This is a genomic window from Robertmurraya mangrovi, assembly GCF_034427655.1.
Lineage (GTDB): Bacteria > Bacillota > Bacilli > Bacillales > Cytobacillaceae > Robertmurraya_A > Robertmurraya_A mangrovi.
The window spans coordinates 163,815-188,821 of the sequence record NZ_JAXOFX010000003.1 but is presented as its reverse complement, the minus strand read 5'-3'; the positions used below and the strand labels follow the sequence as shown (position 1 = coordinate 188,821).

Sequence of the window (25,007 nt, the reverse complement as noted above, 5' to 3'; positions counted from 1 at the left end):
CCTCACCCCCTCAATCGAATGCGTGGATCTACGACGCTGTAAAGTATATCTGCTACTAAGTTACCTAGCACAAGCATGATGGAAGAAAACAGCGTAATCGCCATAATCACTGGATAATCAAAGCTAAAAATCGATGTTACTCCAAGTAAACCAAGGCCTGGCCATGAAAAAACAGTCTCTGTTATAAATGCTCCACCAACGAGTGACGGAATGGATAGACCAATAATCGTTATTATCGGTAACAAGACGTTACGGAGGACGTGATTGTACAAGACTCTTGCTTTACTAGAACCATATGCATATTGTATTTGAACATAATCTTCCTCAAGCTGATGAATGGTGCTCGATCTTATATATCTCATATAAACGGAGATATTTTGAAACGCCAGTACGGTACAAGGTAAAATTCCATGCTTGAGGATATCCAAAATGGAGTCTTCGCCAACAGTTCTCATCCCCATGCTTGGAAGTAGCCCCCATTTTAGAGAAAACAGATAGATTAATAGAAGGGCAAACCAGAAACTCGGAATGGAAATACCAATGTATGAAATAAAGTTTGCAATGCGGTCAAAAAAGGTATTCTTTTTAACAGCTGTAAGCATTCCTAATGGGATAGCAATGACTAAAGATACAAGGAGTGACGCACCCATTAATCCAATCGTTGCTGGTAAGCGTTCAACAATCATGTCTAGAACTGGACGTTTACTAATAATTGAATAACCTAGGTTTCCGCTTAAAGTATTTTGTAGCCACATCATGTACTGAATATGGATGGGCTGATCTAGCCCTAAGCTTTTGCGAATTCGCTCGACGTCATCCGGATGCATGTCTGGCGTAACAAAACTCTGTATCGGATCACCTGGTGCTAGTTTAATAAGTAAAAAGGCTATGATGGAAATCATGAATAAAAGCGGTATGGCATTTAATAGTCTTTTTAAGATGACTTTAATCAAATCGTGTCCCCTCCTCATTTTTTCCAAAATATGTATTTGGCATGAAACAACTTTTAGTAGGAAAACAATAATTTCGAAAAAAGGCAAAAAAGCTGATAGCATATCAGCTTTTTTGCCTAAGCTATTATTCTAGTTCATAAATTTTTGATAGATCTTCTACCATTGAAATTGGGATTGGAGTTGCTTCTTCAATCCCACCAAACTTCTTATCTACTGCAAGAATCGCTTTTGGATAAGCAAGTGGTAGGTATGGAACATCTTGAGCAACTGTTTCTTGAATTTGTCTGTAAAGCTCTTCGCGTTTCGCTTTGTCGGTCTCTACAGAAGCTTTTTCCCAAAGTTGGTCAAACTCAGCGTTTTTATAGCGAGCGAAGTTGTATGGTGCATCGCTTTGGAATAATGTTTTATACACATCTGGCTCAGATCCCATGATGTAACCACCAAAGCTGATATCATAATCTGTTGTAGCCATGTCTAAAGTCTTTTGTCCATACGCACTTGGGTCCATTGGAGTTAATTCTACTTTCAAACCAATTTCTTGAAGCTTTTGTTGAGAATATAATGCAAGGCTTTCCATGATTTTGTTGTTGTTTGCATAGATGATTCGTACTGTATGACCTTCTTTAATTCCACCATTTTTCAGTAATTCTTTTGCTGTGTCTTGATTGTAATCGTAAGTGGTTAAATCTTCTGTATGATACATTGTATCTGGTGTTAAAACAGATTTAGCCGGAACAGCAAATTCAGAAGAAACGAATGCTGCTTGAATTAGTTCATTCTTATCTAGGGCATGAGCAACTGCTTGGCGAAGCTCTTTACTTTGAACAGCTTCACTATTTAAGTTAAATGCCATGTAGAAAAGTCTTCCTTCTGGGAACGTGTGCATGTTTAATTTCCCTGTGTCACTTAACTTCTTGTGATCTTGAGGGTCAATTAATCTCATGTTCACTTCACCATTTTGAAGAGAAATGTTTGCAGTATTTGGATCTTTAACAATTCGGTAAACGATTTGGTCTAACTTTGCTTTTCCGTTAAAGTAATCGTCAAAACGCTCAAGGATTACGTATTCATCCGTTTTGAACTCTTTAAATTTGAAAGGACCAGAACCGATTGGTGATTGGTTCTTCGTGCTCTTCATTAAGTCAGCCTCGTCTTTGAATACGTGCTCTGGAATTGGAAAAAAGTCTGTTAAAGCCCCTTCAAAGGAAGCACTTACTTGCGGTAACGTCAGTTTCACTGTTAAGTCATCCACTTTTTCAGCTTTTACTGGCTTACCTCCAAAAATTAGGCTTCCACGGATTGAACTGTTTTGTTTTTCATCTAAGATTGAGTTAAATGTGAAGACGATATCATCAGCATTGATACTTTCTCCATCATGCCATTTTAGGTTTTCTTTTAATTTCAAAGTCCAAGTTAATTGATCTTCAGATGGTTCGAAGCTTTCAGCAAGAACAAACTTCTTCTGTCCACCATCTCCCATGAAATATAGTGGTGCATATAGTGCCTGTTGAATCGTTAATGTAATACGGTCATTTGCATATAGCGGGTTCATCACTTGCGGATTGTCTGTAACCGCAATGGTTAATTTACCGCCTTCTTTTGCCGTTCCTTTGCTTTCAGTACCCGTATCTGTGGTTGTTTTTGCTGGCTCCTTCTCACCAGAACAAGCTGCAAGAGCAAGCACCATGGCTAAAAGTAGCATCGGTAATACTAGTAATCTCTTTTTCATTCTGTTTCCCCCTTTGATTCTCGGCTGTTTCCGCTGTTGTATGTATGTAGTTTTTATATACGAAAAATAGCCTTCTATGAAAATCGGTTAATTCCGACTTTTCCTATAAGGAATAATCTAACACTGACAAATAAGGAAGTCAATGGAATTGCCTCGCGATAAATGGGAAATGAAATTGTTATTATATAGGGAATTTTATGAAGAATCGGATTTTTTTATTTGAATCTACTATTATATTTAGATTTATTAGCTAGTTTATGACGTGGCAGCTGTTTTTAGACTAGTCCCTAGTACATTGAAAAGTCAATTTGGTGAATATCCGCGTTTATTTCAATATATCCGCGAAAATTTTCATATATCCGCGCTATTCTTCATATATCCGCGATAAAACGAATATATCCGCGGTCTTTTCATTTTATCCGCGAACGCTAAAAAACCGTTGAACTACAGATTCAGCGGTACTTTACAAGCATTAAACTAGCTACTTAAATTTAATAGATAACCTACATAAAAAAGGAAATTAAGCTAAATATAAGTATAGTTTCTTTTATAGATTGGTGTGAGTATTATGGAGATTAAGACGTTGCTTGAGGTTGAAAAGCTGGCTTTGAAGAAACAGAAGGTGTATGACACAAATCCGGTTCACTATATCCTTCGGGCAGCTTTGGCTAGTATGTTTATTGGGTTTGGGGTAATTGTTGCTTTTAAAACAGGTGGATTTTTTTATGTGACTCAGTCACCTGCTGCTTACCCGATGGCTGCCCTTGCTTTTGGTGCAGCGATTATCTTAATCGCCTATGGCGGTGGGGACCTTTTTACGGGTAATACTTTTTATTTTACCTATACTGCTCTTAGAAAAAAAATGTTGTGGAGTACCGTATTTAAACTATGGACCTATAGCTATATTGGAAACATTCTTGGGGCTATGGCGTTTGCGTTTTTAATTTATACGACCGGTTTATTTGATGATCCTTCTGTGAATGGATTTTTGCTTTCCGTTGCTGAAAAGAAAATCCATATTTCTACTTTTCAATTGTTCTTTAGAGGAATACTTTGTAACTGGCTTGTTTGTTTAGCCTTTTTTATCCCGATGGCCTTAAGAGAAGAAGGAGCAAAACTTTTTGTAATGATTTTGTTTGTATTTTGCTTTTTTATCTCGGGATATGAGCATAGTATTGCTAATATGTGTACGTTTGCGATTGCTTTAGTATTGGAGCATCCGAATACGATTACCTTTGGTGGTGTCATACATAATCTAGTACCGGTTACGATTGGTAATATTATTGGTGGGAGTTTTCTGATGGGTTGGATGTATTATTATGTAAATAAACCTTTTTTAGAGGAGAAGTAAGGTGCATTTCGCAGCCTTACTTCTTATTCATTATACTTTAAAAGCAGTTATTAATTTTTGCAGCTGCTCTGCCATTTTACTAAGTGACTCAGCAGATGCTGTGATTTCTTCCATTGTAGCTGCTTGTTCTTCTGAGGCTGCTGCTATGCTTTGAGTGTTGTCATTATTGTGTTTTGAAATGTCCGCAATGTTAACAACAGAAGCAGTAATTTGTTCTGAACTTGCTGACATTTGTTGAGCTACGGCTGAGACTTCTTCAATTTTTTCTACAGCAGCACTAGTTACTTCAACAATTCCTCTAAATGCTTCTCCAGAATTTTGAACGGCAGATATCCCCTTATGTACTTCTGTATTTACTTGATTCATAGACTCCACCGATGTTGATGAATATTTTTGAATCTCTTGAACTAGATTCGTTACTTTCGATGTGGATTGAGCCGTTTGTTCCGCTAATTTTCTTATTTCTTCGGCAACAACAGAGAATCCTTTTCCATGTTCGCCTGCTCTTGCTGCTTCTATTGAAGCATTTAACGCGAGTAGGTTGGTTTGATCCGCAATATTCATAATTAATGTTAAAATATTGCTAATTTCTTTTGAACTTTCTTCCAGAGCTCGAATAATACCTATAGAGTGCTGAACAGAATGATCAATAGTGGTCATTTGTTCAACCGCACTTTCAATGATTTTATTCCCCTCGATTGCTTGTTGTAAAGTACCATTGGCTGCTTCCGCTACCGTATAGGCTGACTCGGCCACTCTTCCAACACCTTGGGCATTTTCCTCCATCGCTCGAGCAGATTCCATTGAGTTTTCAAGTTGTTTTTCCGTTCCACTAGCAATCTCTTGAATGGACATTGTAATTTGATTAGTAGAGTCGGCTGTTTGTTCTGCACTTGCAGATAATTCCTCTGCGGATGCAGTTAATTCTTGTGAAGTTGACGAAATATTAGTGATTAGAATTTTTAAGTTTTGAATCATTTCTGTAATCGAATGTGCTAAAACCCCAACCTCATCTTTTGTTTCTATATGAAGTTCTTCCGTTAAGTCCCCTTTGGCTACATTCGCAGTTACCTTCGTTAATTTGTCAAGCGGTTTCGTAATAGAACGAATGATGAATATACTTAGTCCAATCGCTAGTATGATGGCTACCGCTAGGGTTACTAACATTAAATTATGAGCAGATTCTGCCCTTTCTTTGGCTTCTAAGTTGCTATCGTCTGCTAGCTTCTGAGTTAAATCGTTTAATTCTTTAGTGATTTCATTAATTTCTAGTATCACCGGAAAGATTTTTTTACTTTGTTCATAAGCCTCTGCTTGTTTATTTTGGAGAGCCAATACTAAAACTTTTTCTCTTTCCGTACGATAGACAGTTATGTTGCTCTTTAAATCTTCGAACAGTGACTTTTGGTTGTCCGTTAGTTCAAATTTCTCGAAACTTTCTATCAATGCGTTATTCTCAGCGACTGTAGTATCAATGTGAGCAATAATTTGCTGATTTTCACTATCAGAAGTTTCTAAAATTATTCTAAATAAATCACTTTCAATTGCTCGGATATTTGTACTCAATGATGATAACGTTCGTATGGGCTTCAAATTCTCCTCATACATCGTATCGAGTGCTTCGTTAGACCTCTCTAAATTATATGTACCAATAAACCATATTCCTAAAGATGATATTAAGAGAATAACTACTAATATCATTAATTTGGACCTGATCTTTAGGTTATGAAATAATTGCATGGTCCTCCCCCTTTTCCTTTGTTCCACTTCATTATGATTCCTGCCAGGGGGATATAGAATTAGGGAATTCCCTATGATTTCGACAAAAACTCCCTATTTTTTCAAAACATTTCAAATAATTACTTCCCTATACTTATGAATTATCGGTTAGAAACATAAAAAAGAGGCACCACCTTGGTATCCCCCTTTTATCATTCTAACTCACATTCTTCAAGATGTTCTTCCAGTAATCCCATACAGTTAGATAGTCTTCCAAATCGTTTGGGTGATGCAAAATACTCCTAGCTATTCGGATATATAAACCTATTAGAACCTCTTCAAATAAAAATTCATCATTCTTTTCCCAATTGTTTAAATAATGGGCCGCTTTTTGGATGGTATCCAACGTTAGATCATCGGGTGACGACGAGCAATAGGCGTAAATGAAATCGTATTGAGGTGGACCTATAAGTGGAGTCGGGTCAATCACTCCGCACAGTTTATCATCTTCAAATAGGAAATTATGTATACCACAGTCCCCATGCAAGAGATAGGGTTTTGGAAGATTTCTCTTCGGATTATCGATCAACCTTAAAATAAGTTGAAAATCCTCTTCTGATAGGTGATGGTTAATAATTTCTTTTGCTCTCTTTACCTCTGATAACAAAAATTCTCTCCAAGTAGTTGATTGATCATCTGTCCAGCCAAATCCTGAAGTGGTAGGTAGCTGTTTATAATGATTAAGATAATTTTCCGCCAAATCAGCTAGCAGTTCCTCTTTACTTATATTATTAACATTCGTGGAACCACTTTTGAATTGATAAACAATATATTGATAGGAAGGTACAACATAAAGTAAGTTTGGTAACATTTCCATTTCTTCATAATAGCTTAGAAACATCGCCTCTTCCTTTAAAACGTTCGCTTCATTAACTTTAATGACATATTGGGGTGTATCCTGTTGATACAGGATAATGATTTCACTAGATGTTCCCCCTTTTAGAGTTTTAAATGTTAGCTGACTGGATTGTATTAAATTTTGCTTGGATAAATGTTTAATGATTTTCGGAATGTTCATGTTTTTCCTACTTTCTATACCACTACCAAAAAAAGTTGCTATTTAGCAACTTTTTAAAGTTCTATTCTAAACGTTGTTGCTCAATTTTTATTGGTTGAATATCTCTTGTTTAGACTGTTTTTGTGCTGAATACTCTTCATCGATGATGGCGTACATTTTTAAGTCTTGATGTTTCCCTTTGATAAACATGCCTTTTCTGAGTGTACCCTCGTAAGACATGCCCGCTTTCTCCATTACTCGTTCGGACCCGATATTTTCTACAAAACATCTAGCTTGAATGCGAGCTAGATCCATTTTTTCGAAGCCTAATTGTATTAATGCTTTTGCCGCTTCTGTTGTAATCCCTTTCCCCCAATAATCCTGGTGAATAACATAACCGATTTCGGCCGTTTTTTGTTGAGGTTGCCACCATACGAAATCAATCGTACCGATGAATTGCCCGTTTTCTTTGTACTCGATTCCCCATGGAGCTACTTTCCCTTGCTCATACTGATTCAAAATAAATTCAATAAATCCCTTTGAATCCGCAAGAGTTTGATGAGTATTCCAAGTTACATATTTAGAAACTTCTTCGTTTGAACCGTAAGAGAACATGTCCTCTACATCTTCTAGTGTAATTTTTCTTAAAATTAGCCTTTCTGTTTCTAATGTTGGTAGATTTTCGTAAATGTCTTTAATTTCCATTCCTGCCACCCCTGTATATGTTAGTTATTCCCATTATAATAAAGTTTTTTAAATGGTAAATATATTTTTCTAGTAATTTAGTAAAAGTTGGTCTAGTGGGACATTATAAAAAAACGAAATAACAAGAAATAGGGTTATATCTGATATCAGATACAACCCTTCCTAATGCTATTCCTCAAACCTAGCATTTCTAAAAATGAATCTATTGAGATGTCTCATTCCAATCATGCATAATCTCATCCAAATCCAGCTATATAGAATAGACAATACCAATGTGCCAAGGATAACGGTTCCGCTCACTTTAGAGGTAACAGAAGGCCCCAGAATCGGAAATTGAAATATGTATAGAAGTGCAAAAATTCCTAGGCTTAAAGTGATTCCACCCATTAAGGTGACCAATATTCCTTTCTTTAATAGTTTGAACGCTATGCCTAAACCTACCCCTAGCAGCCCTGTGGTGAAGAGAAACACAAGTACTTCAGTTGGCTGGATAATAACCAGTAGAAGAGTCGTTAGAACATAAGTAAGAATGCCAATACGAATAGAAATAATCGTAGCTAGGATTATGGGTCCTGTAGTTATTGTACTAAAAATATATCCAACACCAGCAAATAATCCTGCTGATTGTAGAATGGCTGCGAGCGCACCTAATAGGCTGCCTAATACAAGCTTGGTTGTTTTGGAATAGGCTTGGTTTGTGAGTTCATGATGATTCTTACATGAGTGAACCATTCTCATGATTGTGCTCATTTGCATCCCCCCCTTATAGGTTACTCCCTCTTTTGTAGCGTTTATTCCCATTAAAATTTGTCCATTAAATATTTTATTATTTTTCCTCTTGTTTTACGGGAGATATAATTCCCAAGGAGATTGGACTTCTTATCGAAATCATTTCAGCGTTCTTTCTAGTACTTCTTCACAGTTTTGACGAGGTTATATTCACTTCTACACACAGCCCATTTACTATATGGACATTCACCTACTTAGTCCTAAATTGAATATATTGTAGGAGCGATTAAGGGGGGATTATTATTAAAGGACTATATTTAGATGATATCTCCAATAGGCAAAGCCTAATGCAATGGGAACGAGCAGCCTTGGAGAAATTCGAACTAAAAATGACAAACAAAGAGAAGCCATTCCCTTGTATACCCGCTACAATTGGATTTTCCACGAACCATTTGCGTTATGGATTTATAGGCGACCCAAGGGAATTTTCTTCGATAGAACTGCTTGGTGAACTGTTAACCGAGTACACTGAAGCTTCAAGACAATTTGGTAAGTACACATCTCTAGTTATTTTTTATGAAACCCCTGAGGATTTAAGAAGGCTAAATAGCGTAGAAGAATTTGAACAGCTTTTTTGGAAACAGCTAAGCGGATTGAGTAAAATTGATGATTTAGAATGGCCAAAGGACATTCCTACCGACCCTCACAATCCAATTTGGGAATTTTGTTTTCGAGGTGAGAAATATTTTATGTACTGTGCCACCCCTGCCCATGTTAATCGTCAAAGTAGACATTTTGACCATATGATGCTTGCCATCACTCCTCGCTGGGTGCTGCAGGAGTTTAATAAATCTAAATCTTACGCTAGTCGGATAAAAAAACAAGTACGAAAAAGATTAGAAAATTACGATAACGCCCCGATTCATCCACATTTAAACAGCTATGGAGAAGAGGATAATTTTGAATGGAGACAATACTTTTTACGAGATGATGATACTTCCCTTTCGAAGTGCCCTTTTCACCAATTCCACCATTTATTTAAGAAAAAGGAATGAAAATAGCGCATGAAAAATCATGCGCTTACTATGATTGCTTTATTTGATTTAAAATTTGATCTGTTGTTAAAATGGTTGCAAACTCTTTATGCAATGCAGCGAGCTCTAGTTCTTGAACTGTATCTGCTGAATGAGTTTTATTGTTGTGATCGGTAATCTCGAATGCGGCAATGGCATCTGAAACTAAATATGTATCAAATCCTAAGTTGCTGCTCATTCGAGTGGTTGTGGAAACACAATGTTGTGTGGACAACCCTGTGATGATTACAGTTTTAATTTTCTGCTCACGCAAGTAGGATTCTAGTGGGGTTCCAATAAATCCACTGTTCACATTTTTCGGGAACACCTTTTCATTTGGGTTAGGTTTGATGATGTCCTTCATCTCAGTTGCTTCTTTGTTTTTATGATTTAAAGGTGAATTAGGCAGTAAAGATAAATGCTGGGAGTAAATGACTTCCCATTTTCGGTTCCGCCATTCCGACAAAAGTCTAGCCATATTTTCCTCCGCCTGGGGATTATTACGTTTTCCCCAATACGGATCATCAAACCCTTTTTGGACATCCAATATTAATAGTGCTGGTGGTGTCATAAACTGACTCATGTGGTTGGTCTCCTTACATATTAGTATCATGTTTATTTTGTGTATATTTTTTATTTAGAGACACACATTTTCAAAAAAATATAGCCTAGCAATATAAAAATTTGATGGGTATAGTACATATATTACCTTTTAAGGAGTGTCACTCATGTTTATGAAACTTACGAAAGAACAGCAACAACTGATGATATCTGATATACAGACTTTCTTTTTACAAGAAAGAGATGAGGAAATTACGGAATTTGCTGCGGAAAGAGTACTGGACTTTGTGAAGGAATCTCTAGCTCCTCACTTTTACAATGCGGCTGTCTCAGATGTGAAACAGGTTGTTGAGCTACAGTTTACTGCGATTGAGGATGAAATTTTAACTTTAGAACGTCCGGTAAAGAGATAGAAAGAGGAGGGCTTAAATCAGCTCTCCCTTATTGAACCTTGGCAACAGCAAGTACATAGTGCTTACTTCTTCCCTAATGCATACCCTTCGAATAATCGTCCTCCATATGGTTCTAACACTTGGTCAACTAGTTCAGTGATTTTATTTTTATCACCGGTTTTATAAAAAGTATCAAAGGCCTCCACAAAATGCTCTGCAAATTCATGATTGAACTGTTTTAATGAGCGAATTATCCACTTCGATGCACCAATCCACTGGCGGTTAGTCCGTAATACAAATTCCGATGTAAGTTCAGCAAGTGTATTCGCAATAAAGATTTCTTCAGCTCGGTCCTTCCCCCCTATAAAATCGTACAATGCATCAGTGATGAAATATCGCTTTGTATCAATTGTTTCTTTAGACCACTCCGCTGGACCATTCTCTAGCAAAGCTGTCGATTCTTTTTTTATAGATTCCAAAATCCCAGAATCTTTCAATATCAAGCCCTCTGAAACCATTCTTGGCAATGAGGGTCTTGCCCTTTCACAGTCACTTTCAAAAAAAGCTTTATATGATGTCAGATTATGGACGAACAGCTCTAGCGGCCAATCAAAAACGATGAAAGATTCTCGATAAGAGGTCGGAATATTTTTATCAAATACAACAATATCTAAGTCAGATGTTTCAGTCGCTTCTCCTCGAACGACACTGCCTGCAAGTAATGCTCCATGGCAGTTTGGAAAATACTTGTTAATAAAACCCTGTGCTACCTCTTCTGGTTTTAATTTATTCATAGCTTCTCCCTCTAATCCTTACTCTATTAAACTTTCCCCAACTAACAGTGTTTATTTACACATTAACATAAATCACCACTGTTGTTTCCACTGATTTACCAATCTTTTATGTAAGGTTATAATAAAGCTAATCCATTTTGACCCGGAAAATTAGAAATGATCTGTACCGTGACAATATAGCTCCTGTTTTTTATCCTTCAATTAGGAGGGATAAAAGATGTCAAATCACATCCAATATAGTGAGTTAAGAAAACATAAAGATTTTATTTTCGTGTTACTTTCTAGTACTTTATCTAGCTTCGGTTTTGTATTATTTCAAGTGGTGTTATTGTGGTTAGCATATAAAATGTCTTCCAATACGTTTGAGGCAGCTATTGTTGTACAGAGTACCGCATTACCTTACTTGTTGTTTGGTCTTGTCGGAGGAGTTTATGCTGATTGCTTAAACCGAAAAAAGATTTTCATCTTTAATCAATTAGGGACGGCCATCATGATATTAATGATTTTAATAATGTTTTTATTAAAGTGGGAGTCGATTTATTTACTTGCTGGAGCTTCTTTTTTCATCGTAACATTTCGATGTTTTTATAGCCCAGCCATTCGAAGCATGATTTCTGTGACATTACCTGAGCCTTTATGGCCAATAGGAAATTCAATCTTTCAATTAAGTCTACAGCTTTCAAGATCCCTTGCACCCATTGCATCAAGTTTCCTCATCACTCATGTTGCTCCACCATGGATGTTCGGTATTTTTTTACTTTTAACCATTCTTCCTCTAATGTTTATATTACCAATCAAGATTAAGCAAGAAACAAGGAAAGAACCTATAAAAGTGTTACAAGAATTACAGGGTACTTTTAACTTTTTGAAGACGAAAAAACCACTATTGTTATCTATTACAAGTTTTGGAATAGTACTTATATTTTTTACAGGTATGGAGAGGTTAGGCTTACCTATTATTTCCGACCAAGAATTGGAACTTGGGGCTAAAGGATTTTCTGTGATTTTAACTTTATTTGGAGTTGGCAGTGCCCTGGGAGCTGTATGGCTTGGCAAATGGAGCATGAAATCATCATATTCTATTTATATTTTGATAGGTTGTATCGTATGGGGATTAGGCTTAATGGGAGTTGGACTATCTCCAAATATATATATTGCTGGAGTCTTTGCATTTTTAACAGGGGTTGCTGAAGCCTTTATTGATCTACCAATGATCCTAATGATTCAGACATCAACTCCTGACGATAAAATTGGAAAAGTGTTTAGCGTCTTGTCAACTGTTGCCTTTTTAGGCGAAGCTGGGTCAATGTTTTTGGTAGCTTTATTCATTGAACAACTAGGTATTCAGATTAGTTTTATAGTCACAACTATACTAATTTTTGTCGTATGTACGTTTACTTTATTCTATTTAGTAAGCTATTCACGTAACAATCGTACTAACCAGGAAAATCTTCAAGCCGATTTCTAAAAGTATTTTTCTTCTTTAATTTTTTAGCTGATTTAATAGCATTAACAAGTTTAAAAACAAAAGAACTAAATTTCTTGGGAGCACAAGGATGAAAGAATTACTACTAGAAGTTAATCGAAATTCTGATATTCCATTGTATATACAAATATATAAGCAAATTAGATTGAAAATTATGGACGGTTCTATCAAAGCTAAACAAAGTCTTCCTTCGATTAGAAAATTGTCAGAACAACTTCATGTAAATAAAGCTACTTTAGAGTCCGCTTACGGCGAATTAGTAACAGAAGGATTAATAGAAAGTAGACCTAGAAGTGGATATTTTGTATTGGAAGTAGACGTTGATTTTTTTACTTCAAAAGAACATACACAGAAAGCTCCATTAAAAACACAAGAACCCTTCTATCCGTATGACTTTCACTTAGATGAAATTGATACTCTTAACTTCCCTTTATCTACTTGGAGAAAAATCACTCATCATGTTTTAAGTTATGAGGAAGATATATTGTATCGCCTAGGTGACCCACAAGGGGAACTTGGTCTACGCGAAGAAATTGCTCACTACGTAAGCCAAACGAGGGGAGTGAATTGCGTTCCCAATCAAGTCGTGGTTGGGTCCCACTCACAAATTTTATTACATCTGATTGGGCAAATTCTTTGTTTGCATGGAAAAACAGTTGCCGTTGGAGAACCAGGATATTCCCTTACAACTAATACTTTTGAAAAAATGGGGTGTCAAATTGCTTCTGTGCAAATGGATAAGGATGGTTTCAAACAGGAAAATTTAGATTCAGTTCACGCAAACATCGTCTTTGTTTCACCTTCCTTCCAGTTCCCACTAGGTTCAATGATGACCATCCAAAAGCGAATAGAGTTGTTAAAATGGGCTACTGAAAGAAATGCCTTTATAATTGAAGATGATTATTTATCCGAACTAAGATATAGTGGGGACCTCATTCCTTCCCTTCAAAGCTTGGACCAGGAAAATCGAGTGATTTACATGGGGACTTTTCACCGTACACTTTTACCGTCAATCAGTATAGGATATATCATCTTACCTTCGAATCTATTAGATGCATATTATAAGAATCACTTTCATTTCCAGCAAACGACCTCTAGAATCGAACAAAAAACACTTGAATTATTTATGAAACTAGGACACTATGAAGAGCATCGATTTAAAATGAAAGAACTTTATCGAAAAAAATACATCGCTATGGTAAATGCTATTGAAACTTACTTTAAACAGAAAGCAATAATTTTAAAAGGAGAAACAGGTCTTCATGTTACTGTTGAGGTTATAACTGAGATTAATGAAGATGAACTTATTAGAAGGGCTAAGAATGCCGGAGTGAACTTTACAGCTTACAGGAATACATGGTATAGAAAAGATTTGTACACACATACAAATCCTACTTTCTTACTTGGCTTTGGTGGTATGACCGTGGATCAAATAAATAAAGGGGTCGACGTTCTCTACCAAAGTTGGTTCAACTAATCATATGTGGCAATTCTTTTAAGAATTGCCCTTTTATTCAATGTAATTTTTTATCCAGTCTTTCTCTAATGTATTCCAACCTAATGTAAAAAAAATTACACCTACCAAAATTGAGATTGCCCACACGATTATTAATTCCATGAAATGAACGTCAATTTGAAACGAAAAGAGAAAAAACTTTACGATATAATAATCCATTACTAAAGGGATGGACACAATGAATCCGTATTCTAAAACAAATCGCTTTTTCCCCATTTTCCTGATTTTACCCCATTTATTCATGCTGTCCTCCTAAAATCAAGCTTGATTCTTGATTTTAGTTTATTGATTGATTTTACAATTTATAACAATATCAACTGACGTGTTACTTCATTATTAATGTTCAAACTATTTTGCTGCTTACCTTTTTCATATCATCCTATAATAAATAAAGCACCTGGAATGATCTCCAGGTACCAGGATTATTGATTTATTGGTCTTCTTACTTCTAGCTTTCCAGAGTTGTTCAATACTTCAACCTCATAATGACCGCTTTTTAAAAATGTAATGTTTCCAGTATACATGGTTACTACCTTGTTATCTTTTGCTCGAATGAATTCATCTTCTTTAGTAAAGGTAAACTCTTGGCTGTTTTTTTCTTCAGGATGATAAAGTTTCAAGGTTACTTCTAAAGGCAAATCAGCCCCTTCTACTTCTAACTGTAGTTTTTCATATTCCCCTGCAAAAATGTCCATTTTTGAGATTAGTAAGGTTGAATCTTCAAAATTCAAATAAGATTCCTTTACATATACAGGATATTGAGCAAAAATTTCCTCATCAATTAAATAAGTCAGTTCCCATTCTCCATCACTAGGGAAAACTGGTAAGCTGGAGACAAGGTGGGCATCTGCGTTATAGAGTTTTCCAGCTAAAGGCCGATCTGATAGTAACAGTTCATCCCCCGTTTTCTTGTGTTTAGCCGTTAATGTTAGTTTTTTACCTGAAAGTTTATCTTGTTCTCCCCATAGAAAAATAAACACTTTGGAGCTTCCACGCTCGTCATTTGCGACCCATTCTTTAGGTCCCATTATACTAGCCTTCTCAGGGATTCCGTAGTTGTAATCCGAACCAACCGGATTCATATTTTCATCGAGAAGAGCAAAATAATCCGCTTCCTGACTCTCTTGATTTGGCACCAATGAGCCTTGTTTTTGCTGATCGGGAAAAACTTGAGTCAAATATACCACTGGAAATAGTATAAACACCGCTGCTATAGCAGCCCATACACCAGCTTTTTGAAAAGAAAACTTCCGTTTGGTTTTCGTCGTTCGAGCTTCTCTTATTTTCATTATCGTCTCGTGTTTTTTATTCGCTTCCATTTCAAATTGTGGTAACTCCTTCATTTTTTTAAGAAGATCTTTGCTCGTCAAGTGTTCCATTTGAACCCTCCTCCTTCATAATCAGATTGAGTTTCTTGACCGCTCTGTGAAAGGTTACATTCACTTTATTTACACTCCACCCTAGTACATTAGCCGTTTCTTCCGATGAAAGTTCGGCGATTCCCTTAAGAAGCACCACTTCTTTATAGCTTTGTTTCAAACTAGAAATAGACTGATATAGATATGCATACTCTTCTTCCATAAGTAATAACTGATCGGTAAGTGTTGATTCATTTTCATTTTGATCAGCTATCAGCGTTCTTTTTACTTTTTCCCATAGACTCTTTTTCCTAAAATGATCAATTGCTGTATTCCTTGCAATTGAAATTAACCAAGTTCTAGGATTCGCATCACTTCTATATGAATGAAACGCATTAAATGCACGTAAAAATGTATCCTGAACAAGATCCTCCACATCTCTCATCCCTGTATAATAAATAAGATAGTTTAAGATATCTATTTCATATTCATAAAACCATTGCTCTATTTGCCGGCCGGCATCCATATTCCTCTCCCCCTTCCAACAATAAGACGAAGTATCTTCATTAATCTTACAGTTTTTTTATTATTTAGCAGAAAAAAATTTTAAGAATACAAAAAAACTGCCCTAGATTAGATGGAGGGCAGCCAAATATTAAGATAAACTTGCTGTTAAGTTCGATTAAAAAGACAACTAGTTAATTCAGCTTTCTTAACACCATAAAATTCGCTATGGCACCAATCGCTCCAGACACTACGAAAACAACTGTAATAAATGATATATAAGCAGCAGGTGGCAGCTCTATTAAACGATAGATTCCCACCAAACAGAGAAGTAAACTCCCAATCATACCAATTAATGCTCTTGTTTTTTTATTCATATTCATCACCTCTAAACGGTATACGTTTACATTTCATACATTTAAGTGTATAGAAAGGTTTCAGCTTTTTTTATAACTCCTATTCCTACCAAATAACCAAATTGAGATTATAACTATATTGATAATACCCAAACTTAAAAAGAAAATAGCTAAAACTAACTTCTCTTCCGTCCACCAGTTGTAGGATTGTAGAAACATAATGATAGCTAGAAATGCAGATAGATAGATTTGGAATGTTGATAAATTTTTATGCATTAGTGATAACCTCCTCTTATATGTTTTACTATTTCCTTAAAAGGTATTTTCTCACTTATTTACTAGTTCTAGTTAGAGCCCTTTTTGGACTATTTTACCACATAGATTCAAGGGAATATTTTTTAGTTGAAACTTTTAGAATTTTTTTCCGTCAAATACGAAAAGGAGGTGTCTAGTTTGAGGGGATTTCTTGTATGCTTTATCGCATTCATGTTCATTTCTGGATGCTCAAATGTATATGACCCTTTAGATCAATTCGTAAAGGTGGAAAAACAAGTAGGTACGGAGGAGAAGTATGAGGAGTTTAGAAGGATAACGGAAAAGAAAAAAGTTGAACAAGTTAGACAAATTCTTTACAAAGATACAAAATGGGAAGATGCTAAAGTGAGTATGTCTCGCCCCCACAATTTCCAAGTGAGCTTTCATTCTAATAATCCTAATGTTGAAGCCAAAAAAGTATATTTCTATATTTGGATAAGTCCTGAAAAGAATCGGCTAGAAATCAGTACCCATCTGTCAAATCAATATTCACAATTAACTGAAAAACAATCTTCAATCCTTTACGAGTTATTAACTGGTGAAAAACTCGTTGATTTAAATAAATAGAAATGACTCCTTTCATTATGTAAAGGAGTCATTTTTTTAAACGCTATGTAATTATTTATAGATGATGTCATCTTTTAATGTTGAAATCTTTGTTAATACTTGGTCAATATCTGCCTCACTTACTCCAAAATGTGCTAATGCATCATGAAGATGTTTCGCAATTGAGTTGAAGTGTTCTGGTTGAATATTCATTCCTTCATGTGCCTTTGCCATGGATGCTCCACCGTACTGATTTGGGCCACCTAATGCAAAGCTAATAAATTTCGTTTGGTGCTTTCTTTGCTTTTCCATATCCGTATCTTTAAAAAAGTGATTAACAGACTCATCTGCTAAAACTAGCTCATAAAAGTAGTCTACCACTTTAGAAATTGTACCTTCTCCACCAAATTTTTCATATAAATTTTCCATTTAATAGTCCTCCTCTGTTGTGTTTCTCACTATTCTCATAGGTATTATATTATGTAACTGTTTTCCTTGTTGTGATGTAAATCACATTAACAGTATTTTTTCCAAAAAAATCGACAAATATCTTTACTGTTTTTCTTTTATTTTCTCTCGAATACTTTCGAGCTCTTCTAATGATAGTTCACCTAGTGATTTTTTTATTTCTTCCTCAATTTGCTTTCGATTTCTTTCTCGATATTGGTCCCACCATTCTCTTAACCCTTCTGTATTCTTCAAAAGATATTCGATGTCAATTTCTTCAACCTCATCATCAGAAAGGTATTCCATGACTACTCCTAATAACCGATTTAATTTTTCTATTTCATCTTCATTGTGAACAGTGGAAGCTGGTTTTTTAGTAGTTTCTTGTTCAAATGTTTCTATTTCCGGCTCATCCATATTCGCAGTTGCAGGCTTTCTTGGCATAATTACTCTCCTAACGAAAAGAATCCTTAAATGTATTAGCTATTATAACCAAATGTTGGAGTAATCATGAGGAAATCATGTATATACGAGGCTATAGATGTATGTTTACTTCTATTTAAGTATAGTCTTTTTTAGGATATCATCGATTTGAAGGGTGATATCATCACTTTATTATATATATCATCGAATCTTCTACATATATCATCGAATTTTTCGAAATATCGTTTTTTCGACATTTTTCGCCGAACAACCAAACAAAAGAGCAAAAGTATTTACTTTGCTCAAAGTATAAATATATATCTTTCTTTTTTCTTGCAACCACGATTTTACCTTTATATTTACCAAACTTATTGAAGAAGTTTGGTTTCCCAACATTTTCAAAATATCTATTCCATTTGAACATTGTTAGAAATATTTTAAACGTTGGCTTGTAGTTTGACTTTTCTAATCCTAGTTTTTGTAAAATAATTTTTTGGTTTTACCACTACCAACAGAACCGATAATATGAATCTTTTTCGGATTAACTTTGTACACAGCTATCATCCTCACTTTTTAAAAAATTCCAGATTACTATTCTATGAGTTACACAATACCCACTCGTTCAAAACTTCTCCCTCTTCTAAAAGAACCCATCCATTCTTACGATAAAATTGGTTGAAGTCTGATTCTACCGGACATTTTGCATGGATCGGCATTTGGTTAATTTGTTTGAGCATTTCTTTTAATAAGCCTGTACCACGGTAACTTTTTTGTATAGCAAACTGATAAAGAGAGATGTTCTTAGTTGTCTTTTTCTCGTAAAATCGAACAGCACCGATGATTGCGTTGTCTTTCATTGCAACCATCATTTGTTTTCTTCTAACGGATGCGCGTATTCCTAGAGGACAGAGAAACTCTTGGGAGTATATCCCACTGTTCGAAATATCCATATTATCTTTAAAAAAGGACTCTACTTGTCTCGTAAGATTCGACTGAGCTATAACAATCTGCATGGAAACACCCCTAAACAAAAAGCGAACTTGTGTTCCTATAATTATAACCCAATTTTACCCATATATTCAAGAATAAAAGTAGGTTGACTCCTAATAAAGATTGTATAATAAAAAACATTACTGTTTTCAGTAATGCTCAGTAAAAAAATTTTAAGATTATTCTGGTTCACCCCAATTTATAAAGGGTGAAATAAAAACAACGTCTTTCCTTCCGTCCATTTGATTATAATCAACGACTTTATATCCTAGGCCTTGATATGCTTTTGTGCCACCATCTTTGTACATAGCGGTTTTTATGGCGAAAATGGGAGGCTTATTATTTTTAGCAAGACTAAAGTCTACGGTGAAAAATATTAGGGGCAATAATAAAATGATTAATATATATGTACCTTTTTTCTTCATAGTCCCTCTCCTTTTATAATATAGACTATTTAATAGAAGAAAAAGTTACTAAATGTTTATAATATCTCTTTTACTCTCCCTACGATACCGTCTTCAAGCATCACTTTGATCCCATGAGGGTGATTAGGGGAGTTTGTCAGGATTCTAGCAACCATCCCCTCTGTTAATTTCCCTGTACGCTGGTCCTGTTTTTGAACGACTCTTACTTTTGAACCTATTTTAATATTTTCTCTTTTTGTTCCAAGCATGTTGATACCTCCCTTTTAAAAGGATGACTACTGGTTGTAATCATCCCCTACGATTTATTTTTTTGCCGGGCTAACTTTTAGCTTTTTCCCTTTTATAGGGGTATTTTCTAAGGCTTGAATAACAACTGAACCTTTTCCATTTAGTATATCAACGTAAGTTAAGTTATCTTTTATGGTGATAATCCCTATATCGTCTGCCGTCACTCCTGGAATTTTTGCAATGGTCCCAACAAAATCTACTGCCCGAAGCTTTTTATTTTTTCCACCATTAAAATGAAGTTTCATGATTTCTTTATTGATTCGAGCGGTTTTGTTATTTCTTACAACTCTGCGGCCACTGATTTTTTCTTCAAATGCTTCTCTTCCCTTTTCGACTTCCTCTTGCGTTGGAACCTCCAGCTTCGGAATTTCAAAGCCAATATATCTTTCGATGGCTCTCACAAATTTGTCTTCGAATGGAGTAGCAAAGGTAATAGCGGTCCCTTTGTTCCCTGCTCGGCCGGTCCTTCCCGTACGGTGAACATAGCTTTCTTTTTCCATTGGTACATCATAATTGACAATTAAGGTTACATTATCCACGTCAATTCCTCTTGCTGCCACATCTGTTGCTACAAGATAGCGGAAATTCCCCATTTTAAATCCATCCATAACAGCAAAGCGATCTTCTTGCTCTAGTCCACCATGAAGTTTTTCACAAGAATAATTTGCCTCGTCTAATTCAGCAAACACCGTGTCCACATTTTCCTTTGTTCTACAGAAAATGATGCAACTATCAGGGTTTTCAACAACTGTTACATCTTTAAGGAGTGCAATTTTATCTTCCTCTTTTACTTCAATTAGGTGATGATCAATTGTATTCGTTGTTACACCACTTGTTTCAATCTCAACATGAGTAGGGTTGTTCATATATTCATGGCAGAGGTTCTCGACATCTTGCGGGAGAGTAGCAGAGAACACCATGGTTACACGGTTTGTTGGGAGTTCTTCTATAATCGCTTCCACTTCATCTATAAACCCCATATTTAACATTTCGTCTGCTTCATCTATAATTAGGTACTTAATTTCATCTAAATCTAATGTACCTCTATCAATATGGTCCATCATTCTACCAGGTGTTCCTACAACCACATGAGTTTTTTGCTTGAGTTCTTCTTTTTGCTTTGAAAAAGGTTCCTTCCCGTATACAGCCAGTGCTTTTATACGCTTAAAACGGCCGATATTCGTTATATCTTCTCGAACCTGAACGGCAAGCTCACGTGTTGGTGTAAGGATAATGACTTGTGGCTTTTTTTCTTCCCAATTGATGTTTTCACAAACAGGAATCGCAAAAGCAGCCGTTTTCCCACTACCCGTTTGAGACTTTACAACAAGATCTTGATTTTCCAATGCTTTAGGAATTACTTCCCTTTGAACTTCGGTTGGCGTTTCATATTTTAAAATACCAAGGGCCCTTGTAATTTCTTCGCTTAGTTTATAATCCTCAAAGTTTACACTCATCTTATAACCTCGTTTATTAAATTTCTCACTATACTAGGACAAACCTATTTCTATTTTGAATCAAGTGCCTGATAGGCTGTTTGATACTTCCCTCCATCAGCTACTACTGAATGGTACAACGCTTTTAGTGCGAAATTCTTTTCTAATCCATGCTCTTGAATCATTTCTTTTAATCGACTCTGCAAATCCGGATGGTCTTTTACAAGCTGTTTCATTTGAGACTTGAAATATTTCATGGCAAGATATCAACCCCTTCTGTTTTAGTTTGTCATTTTTACCGAATAAAATGACCATTCTTTAAACACAAAAAAAGGACCCTATAAAATAGAGTCCCAAAAGCAATTATGCTTTGTTTACGTTAACAGCTTGAAGTCCACGTTGACCTTGTTCTGTTTCGAAAGTTACTTTTTGACCTTCGTCTAATGATTTAAATCCTTCGCCTTGGATAGCTGAGAAGTGAACGAATACATCGCCGCCGCCTTCCATCTCGATGAATCCGAAACCTTTTTCTGCGTTAAACCATTTTACTGTACCTTGTTGCATGTTTGTATCCTCCTGCGTGGAATTGTTCCACATTTTATTACTATTAATGCTCAATTAGGTATCAAAGGCGAAAAGTTTAAATACTCATTCATTCCTTACAGACCGAACAAAAATAACTTCTTAATCATAACAGACAAATCTACAAAAAGCAAATGCAATAAATCATTTTTAGGACGAGTGTAAAAATATATGATATGATAGACAGGTCAAGGGAAATTATGTAATGTTATTTTTTCAATAGTAAAAGGTGAGTTCCTATTGTAATAGTACTATTACATGGATAATATAAAAACAAACATACTGTGAATGAATAGGAGAAAAAACATGCTTGAGATAAAGACATCTACTGTCAGCGATGGTGAACATAATAGAGGAGTATTTGCGACGCGTGATATTAAAAAAGGTGAATTGATTCACGAAGCACCTGTAATTCCATACCCGAACGAGCAGCATGAGCATATTGAAAAGACATTGCTAGCTGACTATGCTTTTGAATACGGTATTAACCACACAGCATTTTTACTTGGATATGGGATGCTGTTTAACCATTCTTATGATCCGAATGCCACTTATGAAATTAACTTCGATAACCATACTTTTGATTACTACGCTTATAAGGATATTAAAGCGGGCGAAGAGGTTTTCATCAACTATAATGGTGAAGAAGATAATATGGATCCGCTTTGGTTTAATAAAAATGAAGAAGAATCGGATAAAGATGAAGAATAAATCTACGTTTAAAGGCGCTAACCTACTGAGGGTTAGCGCCTTCTTTTTTTTATAATACCCTAATAAGGATAACGCCTTAGATGGCTTGTTCATACTGACCCTGATAGACACGATTTCTACCGTTTTGTTTGGCAGAATAGAGCGCTTTGTCACATTCAATGTATAAAGTCTCTAACTGTGTATATTCAGTTGGAACAATCGTCAAAACTCCAATACTAAGTGTATAAGTGACAGGTAATTCTGCATTATCCATTCTTGTACATGTCCTTACTCTTTCGGCGAACTCCAGTGTTTTTTTCTCATTCATTTCAGGAAGAATGATGGCAAATTCATCTCCACCATATCGGCCGAATAAGTTTTCAGTGCCAACTAATGGGGTTATTCGATGACAAAGGTCCTGTAAAACTCGGTCCCCTACCTCATGACCATATTGATCATTAATCTTTTTAAAATAATCAATATCAAAAAGGAGTAAGGATATTGGTTTATTATTTTTTGCGCATGTTATTAGAAGATCTTTCGTATGTAATATAAAGGTTCGACGGTTTAATATGCTAGTTAGATCATCATAGCTTGCTAAACGGTATAATTCCTCATCCGCTTCTTCCTTTAATAATAAAATAAACCCTGTATTCCCTAAGATCATGACAAGATAGAGAGACAAGAAGGAAAAAGTTTGAATGATTCCCGGTGTGAAAATGCCCATTGTTTGATTGGATAGGAGTGCAGCTATTCCTCTAGCCGTCAAGAAAATAATCACTAATGAGTAGAGACAACCCATGATCTTTAATAGTAAAGTAGAGTTCTTTCTAGCAAATAAGTAATAAGCCGGAATCACGAGTACAATCGATGAACCAAAAGAAGCAAAGGCAACCCTTAAGCTTTCATTATTATTCATCACTATTATTAGGTGAAAGCCAACAACATTATTAATCGTAAAGAATACATACAGTCTTTTCATTTTATAGTCATACTTCTTTAGGTATTTCATAATGGAAATAGCTTCAAGAGAAGATCCAAGAAAAAGGAGAGTATTTGCCAATGAAATGGTAAGGATATCAGGTATCCCCCCACGTATTGTGATCAATAACCAAGCAATCCCCTGAAAACACTTTGCAATAAAAAAGGTATTAAAAACCGAATCTTTTTTATGGTTTCTCCAGTAGGAACTAATCAGGATAACTGTAAAAAAATGTCCTACAACAAGAGTAATAAAAATCGTCTTCATATCCAACAGTAAATCCACAACATCACCAAGCCTGTTCATTTAAGAAAATCCGAACAAATAAACCTCATTATAACAGACTTAGATAATATTGGGTGTTACTAAAATAGTAGATTTTGTGAACTTTTATATTACCCTTTATGATGATTTTCCTCCTCAGAAGTCATATAGGGATCATTATTATCACTTACACACATCATTCCTGAGTCTGGTAAAAATAAAAAAGTTCTTTTAATGTGACATCTGTCGTCGACAATGGTTTTCAGCTTTGCCGCTAGATTTCGTTTCGCCTCAAGTCTAGTGGACTTCATATTGACTAATATAGATTCACCGTTCTTAAAAATAACTTTACAGTGCTGTGCATCCAGTGGTATTACTCTAGCGATATGTGCCAGTGAGAACCAAGTGCATTCATCGTTGTCTGGGGAGTGCGTGGGGAACCAGTACATGTTTAAAGCAGCACAAATAACTATTGGCGGCATATGGTGTCTTCCTATAACAGATTTTGCTCCTTTAACCGCTCCTTCAAAAGATTCAGCAAAAAACAATAACGTATCTTCGATCAATTTTTTAGAAGATTTATCTACTTTATGCTTGCCCTTTTTATCAAACACTAAAGAAGTTAGATTCCCACATTGATCATAACGAGATGAAACCGCCATCGTATTCTTAGTAAGTACCCCACCGAATGTATTCATATTTAGTCCCCCTTAATAATTAAATATTTTGTCGAAACCTTTCTTTCCCAATAAGAGTTTTTATTTGAACCGAGTATTTCTAATAATTGCACTCATGCTTGTCTTATTCACATAGAACGGGTCACCTCTTTAATAACATGATATTCGTAATTAAAATTGATCTGTGATGGATGGTTGAATGATTTAGCATGAGGTCGTTACAAGTTGCAGAATGTAAGCGAAACAACAGGAGGGTTGCGTACCTAGATGGTTTAGGATGAGAGGATGATTCTGTAGACCTGATATTTTGACAAATATCTCACTCCTTTTACATTATTATGCAATAAACCTTATATTTAGTAAATTATAATTTCAAAAAAATTGATAGGTATATATCTATCCTGAAATCCCTATCTAATAGACTTATTGACAAGTAAAAAATTGTAGTTATAATTATATATTTCCGTATGTTGTTTTACTTATTTTCATAAGAATAAATGCAATATTATACATTCATTCAACCCTTTATTATGACTTTTTAAGCTTTTTACATAAATTCATAAAGTTTTCAATATTCCAAATATTACTTATAAATAAGGTAAATCAACATATTTCAAGTAAGGTTAAACTCAGGGTCCGAGTTGATAGGTTTACTAGAT

30 protein-coding genes are annotated in these 25,007 nt (G+C 35.4%); 7 read left to right on the top strand and 23 right to left on the bottom strand.

From position 1 onward, the window contains the following. Window positions 1-2: 2 nt before the first annotated feature. Both SM124_RS06505 and SM124_RS06500 read right to left on the bottom strand, forming a co-directional pair. Complete coding sequence (locus SM124_RS06505) at window positions 3-953, bottom strand: ABC transporter permease (protein WP_322445693.1); 951 nt, start codon at window positions 951-953, stop codon at window positions 3-5. Window positions 954-1,077: 124 nt separating this feature from the next. Next, a complete protein-coding gene (locus SM124_RS06500; RefSeq protein ID WP_322445692.1) occupies window positions 1,078-2,682 on the bottom strand; it encodes an ABC transporter substrate-binding protein in 1,605 nt (534 codons plus the stop codon). 568 nt (window positions 2,683-3,250) lie between these two features. On the opposite strand from SM124_RS06500, the gene SM124_RS06495 reads away from it, so the two are divergent. Then, on the top strand, window positions 3,251-4,033 hold the full coding sequence (locus tag SM124_RS06495; protein ID WP_322445691.1) for a formate/nitrite transporter family protein: 783 nt from the start codon (window positions 3,251-3,253) through the stop codon (window positions 4,031-4,033). A 30-nt stretch (window positions 4,034-4,063) separates the two neighbouring features. Here the strand turns inward: SM124_RS06495 and SM124_RS06490 are convergent, their stop codons facing one another. From SM124_RS06490 to SM124_RS06475, 4 genes are all read right to left on the bottom strand, one after another. After that, window positions 4,064-5,773 (bottom strand): methyl-accepting chemotaxis protein, encoded by a 1,710-nt coding sequence (locus SM124_RS06490; RefSeq protein ID WP_322445690.1) that lies wholly within the window; start codon window positions 5,771-5,773, stop codon window positions 4,064-4,066. Between the two features lie 196 nt (window positions 5,774-5,969). Further along, a complete protein-coding gene (locus SM124_RS06485) occupies window positions 5,970-6,830 on the bottom strand; it encodes an aminoglycoside phosphotransferase family protein (RefSeq protein ID WP_322445689.1) in 861 nt (286 codons plus the stop codon). Between the two features lie 87 nt (window positions 6,831-6,917). Beyond that, a complete protein-coding gene (locus tag SM124_RS06480) occupies window positions 6,918-7,514 on the bottom strand; it encodes a GNAT family N-acetyltransferase (RefSeq protein WP_322445688.1) in 597 nt (198 codons plus the stop codon). A gap of 168 nt (window positions 7,515-7,682) precedes the next feature. Continuing rightward, window positions 7,683-8,264, bottom strand: coding sequence for a hypothetical protein (locus SM124_RS06475; RefSeq protein WP_322445687.1), 582 nt, complete (start codon window positions 8,262-8,264; stop codon window positions 7,683-7,685). Window positions 8,265-8,590: 326 nt separating this feature from the next. Between SM124_RS06475 and SM124_RS06470 the strand changes: the two genes are divergently transcribed. Then, the gene (locus tag SM124_RS06470) at window positions 8,591-9,298 is read left to right on the top strand and encodes a YqcI/YcgG family protein (RefSeq protein ID WP_322445686.1); all 708 of its coding nucleotides are present in this window, start codon (window positions 8,591-8,593) and stop codon (window positions 9,296-9,298) included. A gap of 28 nt (window positions 9,299-9,326) precedes the next feature. Here SM124_RS06470 and SM124_RS06465 read toward each other — a convergent pair whose 3' ends face one another. Beyond that, on the bottom strand, window positions 9,327-9,899 hold the full coding sequence (locus SM124_RS06465) for a cysteine hydrolase family protein (RefSeq protein WP_322445685.1): 573 nt from the start codon (window positions 9,897-9,899) through the stop codon (window positions 9,327-9,329). Between the two features lie 145 nt (window positions 9,900-10,044). Here SM124_RS06465 and SM124_RS06460 point away from each other — a divergent pair, with 145 nt between their 5' ends. Then, window positions 10,045-10,290, top strand: a complete 246-nt coding sequence (locus SM124_RS06460) for a DUF2164 domain-containing protein (RefSeq protein WP_322445684.1) — start codon at window positions 10,045-10,047, stop codon at window positions 10,288-10,290. A 62-nt stretch (window positions 10,291-10,352) separates the two neighbouring features. Here SM124_RS06460 and SM124_RS06455 read toward each other — a convergent pair whose 3' ends face one another. Then, window positions 10,353-11,063, bottom strand: coding sequence for a nucleotidyltransferase domain-containing protein (locus tag SM124_RS06455; RefSeq protein WP_322445683.1), 711 nt, complete (start codon window positions 11,061-11,063; stop codon window positions 10,353-10,355). A gap of 217 nt (window positions 11,064-11,280) precedes the next feature. On the opposite strand from SM124_RS06455, the gene SM124_RS06450 reads away from it, so the two are divergent. Both SM124_RS06450 and pdxR read left to right on the top strand, forming a co-directional pair. Further along, window positions 11,281-12,531, top strand: coding sequence for an MFS transporter (locus SM124_RS06450; RefSeq protein WP_322445682.1), 1,251 nt, complete (start codon window positions 11,281-11,283; stop codon window positions 12,529-12,531). 88 nt (window positions 12,532-12,619) lie between these two features. After that, window positions 12,620-14,026 carry a MocR-like pyridoxine biosynthesis transcription factor PdxR gene (gene pdxR / locus SM124_RS06445; protein WP_322445681.1) on the top strand — a complete coding sequence of 469 codons (1,407 nt, stop codon included), beginning with the start codon at window positions 12,620-12,622 and terminating at the stop codon, window positions 14,024-14,026. A gap of 33 nt (window positions 14,027-14,059) precedes the next feature. On the opposite strand, the gene SM124_RS06440 is transcribed toward pdxR, so the two are convergent. The 5 genes from SM124_RS06440 to SM124_RS06420 all read right to left on the bottom strand — a co-directional run bounded on the left by SM124_RS06440 (window position 14,060) and on the right by SM124_RS06420 (window position 16,559). Continuing rightward, a complete protein-coding gene (locus SM124_RS06440) occupies window positions 14,060-14,308 on the bottom strand; it encodes a hypothetical protein (RefSeq protein WP_322445680.1) in 249 nt (82 codons plus the stop codon). Window positions 14,309-14,487: 179 nt separating this feature from the next. Continuing rightward, window positions 14,488-15,444: a hypothetical protein gene (locus SM124_RS06435; RefSeq protein ID WP_322445679.1), complete on the bottom strand. Its 957-nt coding sequence runs from the start codon at window positions 15,442-15,444 to the stop codon at window positions 14,488-14,490. Next, window positions 15,413-15,949 carry an RNA polymerase sigma factor gene (locus tag SM124_RS06430; RefSeq protein ID WP_322445678.1) on the bottom strand — a complete coding sequence of 179 codons (537 nt, stop codon included), beginning with the start codon at window positions 15,947-15,949 and terminating at the stop codon, window positions 15,413-15,415. Before SM124_RS06430 ends, SM124_RS06435 begins: the two co-directional genes overlap by 32 nt. 172 nt (window positions 15,950-16,121) lie before the next feature. Continuing rightward, the gene (locus SM124_RS06425) at window positions 16,122-16,304 is read right to left on the bottom strand and encodes a hypothetical protein (RefSeq protein WP_322445677.1); all 183 of its coding nucleotides are present in this window, start codon (window positions 16,302-16,304) and stop codon (window positions 16,122-16,124) included. A gap of 60 nt (window positions 16,305-16,364) precedes the next feature. Next, window positions 16,365-16,559: a hypothetical protein gene (locus SM124_RS06420; RefSeq protein WP_322445676.1), complete on the bottom strand. Its 195-nt coding sequence runs from the start codon at window positions 16,557-16,559 to the stop codon at window positions 16,365-16,367. Window positions 16,560-16,736: 177 nt separating this feature from the next. Here SM124_RS06420 and SM124_RS06415 point away from each other — a divergent pair, with 177 nt between their 5' ends. Continuing rightward, window positions 16,737-17,165 (top strand): hypothetical protein, encoded by a 429-nt coding sequence (locus tag SM124_RS06415; RefSeq protein WP_322445675.1) that lies wholly within the window; start codon window positions 16,737-16,739, stop codon window positions 17,163-17,165. 51 nt (window positions 17,166-17,216) lie between these two features. Here the strand turns inward: SM124_RS06415 and SM124_RS06410 are convergent, their stop codons facing one another. From SM124_RS06410 to SM124_RS06375, 8 genes are all read right to left on the bottom strand, one after another. Beyond that, complete coding sequence (locus SM124_RS06410) at window positions 17,217-17,573, bottom strand: group I truncated hemoglobin (protein ID WP_322445674.1); 357 nt, start codon at window positions 17,571-17,573, stop codon at window positions 17,217-17,219. 123 nt (window positions 17,574-17,696) lie between these two features. Then, entirely contained in the window at window positions 17,697-18,035 is a 339-nt protein-coding gene (locus tag SM124_RS06405) for a hypothetical protein (RefSeq protein WP_322445673.1), read from the bottom strand. Between the two features lie 575 nt (window positions 18,036-18,610). Beyond that, complete coding sequence (locus SM124_RS06400; RefSeq protein WP_322445672.1) at window positions 18,611-19,027, bottom strand: GNAT family N-acetyltransferase; 417 nt, start codon at window positions 19,025-19,027, stop codon at window positions 18,611-18,613. A gap of 156 nt (window positions 19,028-19,183) precedes the next feature. Continuing rightward, on the bottom strand, window positions 19,184-19,429 hold the full coding sequence (locus tag SM124_RS06395) for a hypothetical protein (protein WP_322445671.1): 246 nt from the start codon (window positions 19,427-19,429) through the stop codon (window positions 19,184-19,186). Window positions 19,430-19,485: 56 nt separating this feature from the next. Continuing rightward, on the bottom strand, window positions 19,486-19,677 hold the full coding sequence (locus SM124_RS06390) for a YwbE family protein (RefSeq protein WP_322445670.1): 192 nt from the start codon (window positions 19,675-19,677) through the stop codon (window positions 19,486-19,488). A 54-nt stretch (window positions 19,678-19,731) separates the two neighbouring features. Further along, on the bottom strand, window positions 19,732-21,174 hold the full coding sequence (locus SM124_RS06385; protein ID WP_322445669.1) for a DEAD/DEAH box helicase: 1,443 nt from the start codon (window positions 21,172-21,174) through the stop codon (window positions 19,732-19,734). A 50-nt stretch (window positions 21,175-21,224) separates the two neighbouring features. Next, the gene (locus SM124_RS06380; protein WP_322445668.1) at window positions 21,225-21,410 is read right to left on the bottom strand and encodes a hypothetical protein; all 186 of its coding nucleotides are present in this window, start codon (window positions 21,408-21,410) and stop codon (window positions 21,225-21,227) included. A 106-nt stretch (window positions 21,411-21,516) separates the two neighbouring features. Continuing rightward, window positions 21,517-21,717 carry a cold-shock protein gene (locus SM124_RS06375; protein ID WP_322445667.1) on the bottom strand — a complete coding sequence of 67 codons (201 nt, stop codon included), beginning with the start codon at window positions 21,715-21,717 and terminating at the stop codon, window positions 21,517-21,519. A gap of 324 nt (window positions 21,718-22,041) precedes the next feature. On the opposite strand from SM124_RS06375, the gene SM124_RS06370 reads away from it, so the two are divergent. After that, window positions 22,042-22,446, top strand: a complete 405-nt coding sequence (locus SM124_RS06370) for an SET domain-containing protein (RefSeq protein WP_322445666.1) — start codon at window positions 22,042-22,044, stop codon at window positions 22,444-22,446. 76 nt (window positions 22,447-22,522) lie between these two features. On the opposite strand, the gene SM124_RS06365 is transcribed toward SM124_RS06370, so the two are convergent. Both SM124_RS06365 and SM124_RS06360 read right to left on the bottom strand, forming a co-directional pair. After that, complete coding sequence (locus SM124_RS06365) at window positions 22,523-23,713, bottom strand: GGDEF domain-containing protein (protein WP_322445665.1); 1,191 nt, start codon at window positions 23,711-23,713, stop codon at window positions 22,523-22,525. Between the two features lie 89 nt (window positions 23,714-23,802). Beyond that, complete coding sequence (locus SM124_RS06360; protein WP_322445664.1) at window positions 23,803-24,369, bottom strand: competence protein ComK; 567 nt, start codon at window positions 24,367-24,369, stop codon at window positions 23,803-23,805. Window positions 24,370-25,007 lie beyond the last annotated feature (638 nt).

Bases quoted from the DNA above. Each gene is read 5' to 3' on its own strand.
- SM124_RS06500 (WP_322445692.1), bottom strand. From the start codon at position 2,682: ATGAAAAAGAGATTACTAGTATTACCGATGCTACTTTTAGCCATGGTG.
- SM124_RS06480 (WP_322445688.1), bottom strand. From the start codon at position 7,514: ATGGAAATTAAAGACATTTACGAAAATCTACCAACATTAGAAACAGAA.
- SM124_RS06420 (WP_322445676.1), bottom strand. From the start codon at position 16,559: ATGCATAAAAATTTATCAACATTCCAAATCTATCTATCTGCATTTCTA.
- SM124_RS06410 (WP_322445674.1), bottom strand. From the start codon at position 17,573: ATGGAAAATTTATATGAAAAATTTGGTGGAGAAGGTACAATTTCTAAA.
- SM124_RS06455 (WP_322445683.1), bottom strand. From the start codon at position 11,063: ATGAATAAATTAAAACCAGAAGAGGTAGCACAGGGTTTTATTAACAAG.
- SM124_RS06365 (WP_322445665.1), bottom strand. From the start codon at position 23,713: ATGAACAGGCTTGGTGATGTTGTGGATTTACTGTTGGATATGAAGACG.
- SM124_RS06360 (WP_322445664.1), bottom strand. From the start codon at position 24,369: ATGAATACATTCGGTGGGGTACTTACTAAGAATACGATGGCGGTTTCA.
- SM124_RS06440 (WP_322445680.1), bottom strand. From the start codon at position 14,308: ATGAATAAATGGGGTAAAATCAGGAAAATGGGGAAAAAGCGATTTGTT.
- SM124_RS06495 (WP_322445691.1), top strand. From the start codon at position 3,251: ATGGAGATTAAGACGTTGCTTGAGGTTGAAAAGCTGGCTTTGAAGAAA.
- SM124_RS06435 (WP_322445679.1), bottom strand. From the start codon at position 15,444: ATGGAACACTTGACGAGCAAAGATCTTCTTAAAAAAATGAAGGAGTTA.
- SM124_RS06460 (WP_322445684.1), top strand. From the start codon at position 10,045: ATGTTTATGAAACTTACGAAAGAACAGCAACAACTGATGATATCTGAT.
- SM124_RS06485 (WP_322445689.1), bottom strand. From the start codon at position 6,830: ATGAACATTCCGAAAATCATTAAACATTTATCCAAGCAAAATTTAATA.
- SM124_RS06430 (WP_322445678.1), bottom strand. From the start codon at position 15,949: ATGGATGCCGGCCGGCAAATAGAGCAATGGTTTTATGAATATGAAATA.
- SM124_RS06395 (WP_322445671.1), bottom strand. From the start codon at position 19,429: ATGAAGAAAAAAGGTACATATATATTAATCATTTTATTATTGCCCCTA.
- SM124_RS06470 (WP_322445686.1), top strand. From the start codon at position 8,591: ATGCAATGGGAACGAGCAGCCTTGGAGAAATTCGAACTAAAAATGACA.
- SM124_RS06400 (WP_322445672.1), bottom strand. From the start codon at position 19,027: ATGCAGATTGTTATAGCTCAGTCGAATCTTACGAGACAAGTAGAGTCC.
- SM124_RS06405 (WP_322445673.1), bottom strand. From the start codon at position 18,035: ATGCCAAGAAAGCCTGCAACTGCGAATATGGATGAGCCGGAAATAGAA.
- SM124_RS06385 (WP_322445669.1), bottom strand. From the start codon at position 21,174: ATGAGTGTAAACTTTGAGGATTATAAACTAAGCGAAGAAATTACAAGG.
- SM124_RS06370 (WP_322445666.1), top strand. From the start codon at position 22,042: ATGCTTGAGATAAAGACATCTACTGTCAGCGATGGTGAACATAATAGA.
- SM124_RS06475 (WP_322445687.1), bottom strand. From the start codon at position 8,264: ATGAGCACAATCATGAGAATGGTTCACTCATGTAAGAATCATCATGAA.
- pdxR (WP_322445681.1), top strand. From the start codon at position 12,620: ATGAAAGAATTACTACTAGAAGTTAATCGAAATTCTGATATTCCATTG.
- SM124_RS06490 (WP_322445690.1), bottom strand. From the start codon at position 5,773: ATGCAATTATTTCATAACCTAAAGATCAGGTCCAAATTAATGATATTA.
- SM124_RS06390 (WP_322445670.1), bottom strand. From the start codon at position 19,677: ATGCTTGGAACAAAAAGAGAAAATATTAAAATAGGTTCAAAAGTAAGA.
- SM124_RS06375 (WP_322445667.1), bottom strand. From the start codon at position 21,717: ATGCAACAAGGTACAGTAAAATGGTTTAACGCAGAAAAAGGTTTCGGA.
- SM124_RS06450 (WP_322445682.1), top strand. From the start codon at position 11,281: ATGTCAAATCACATCCAATATAGTGAGTTAAGAAAACATAAAGATTTT.
- SM124_RS06465 (WP_322445685.1), bottom strand. From the start codon at position 9,899: ATGAGTCAGTTTATGACACCACCAGCACTATTAATATTGGATGTCCAA.
- SM124_RS06380 (WP_322445668.1), bottom strand. From the start codon at position 21,410: ATGAAATATTTCAAGTCTCAAATGAAACAGCTTGTAAAAGACCATCCG.
- SM124_RS06425 (WP_322445677.1), bottom strand. From the start codon at position 16,304: ATGAATAAAAAAACAAGAGCATTAATTGGTATGATTGGGAGTTTACTT.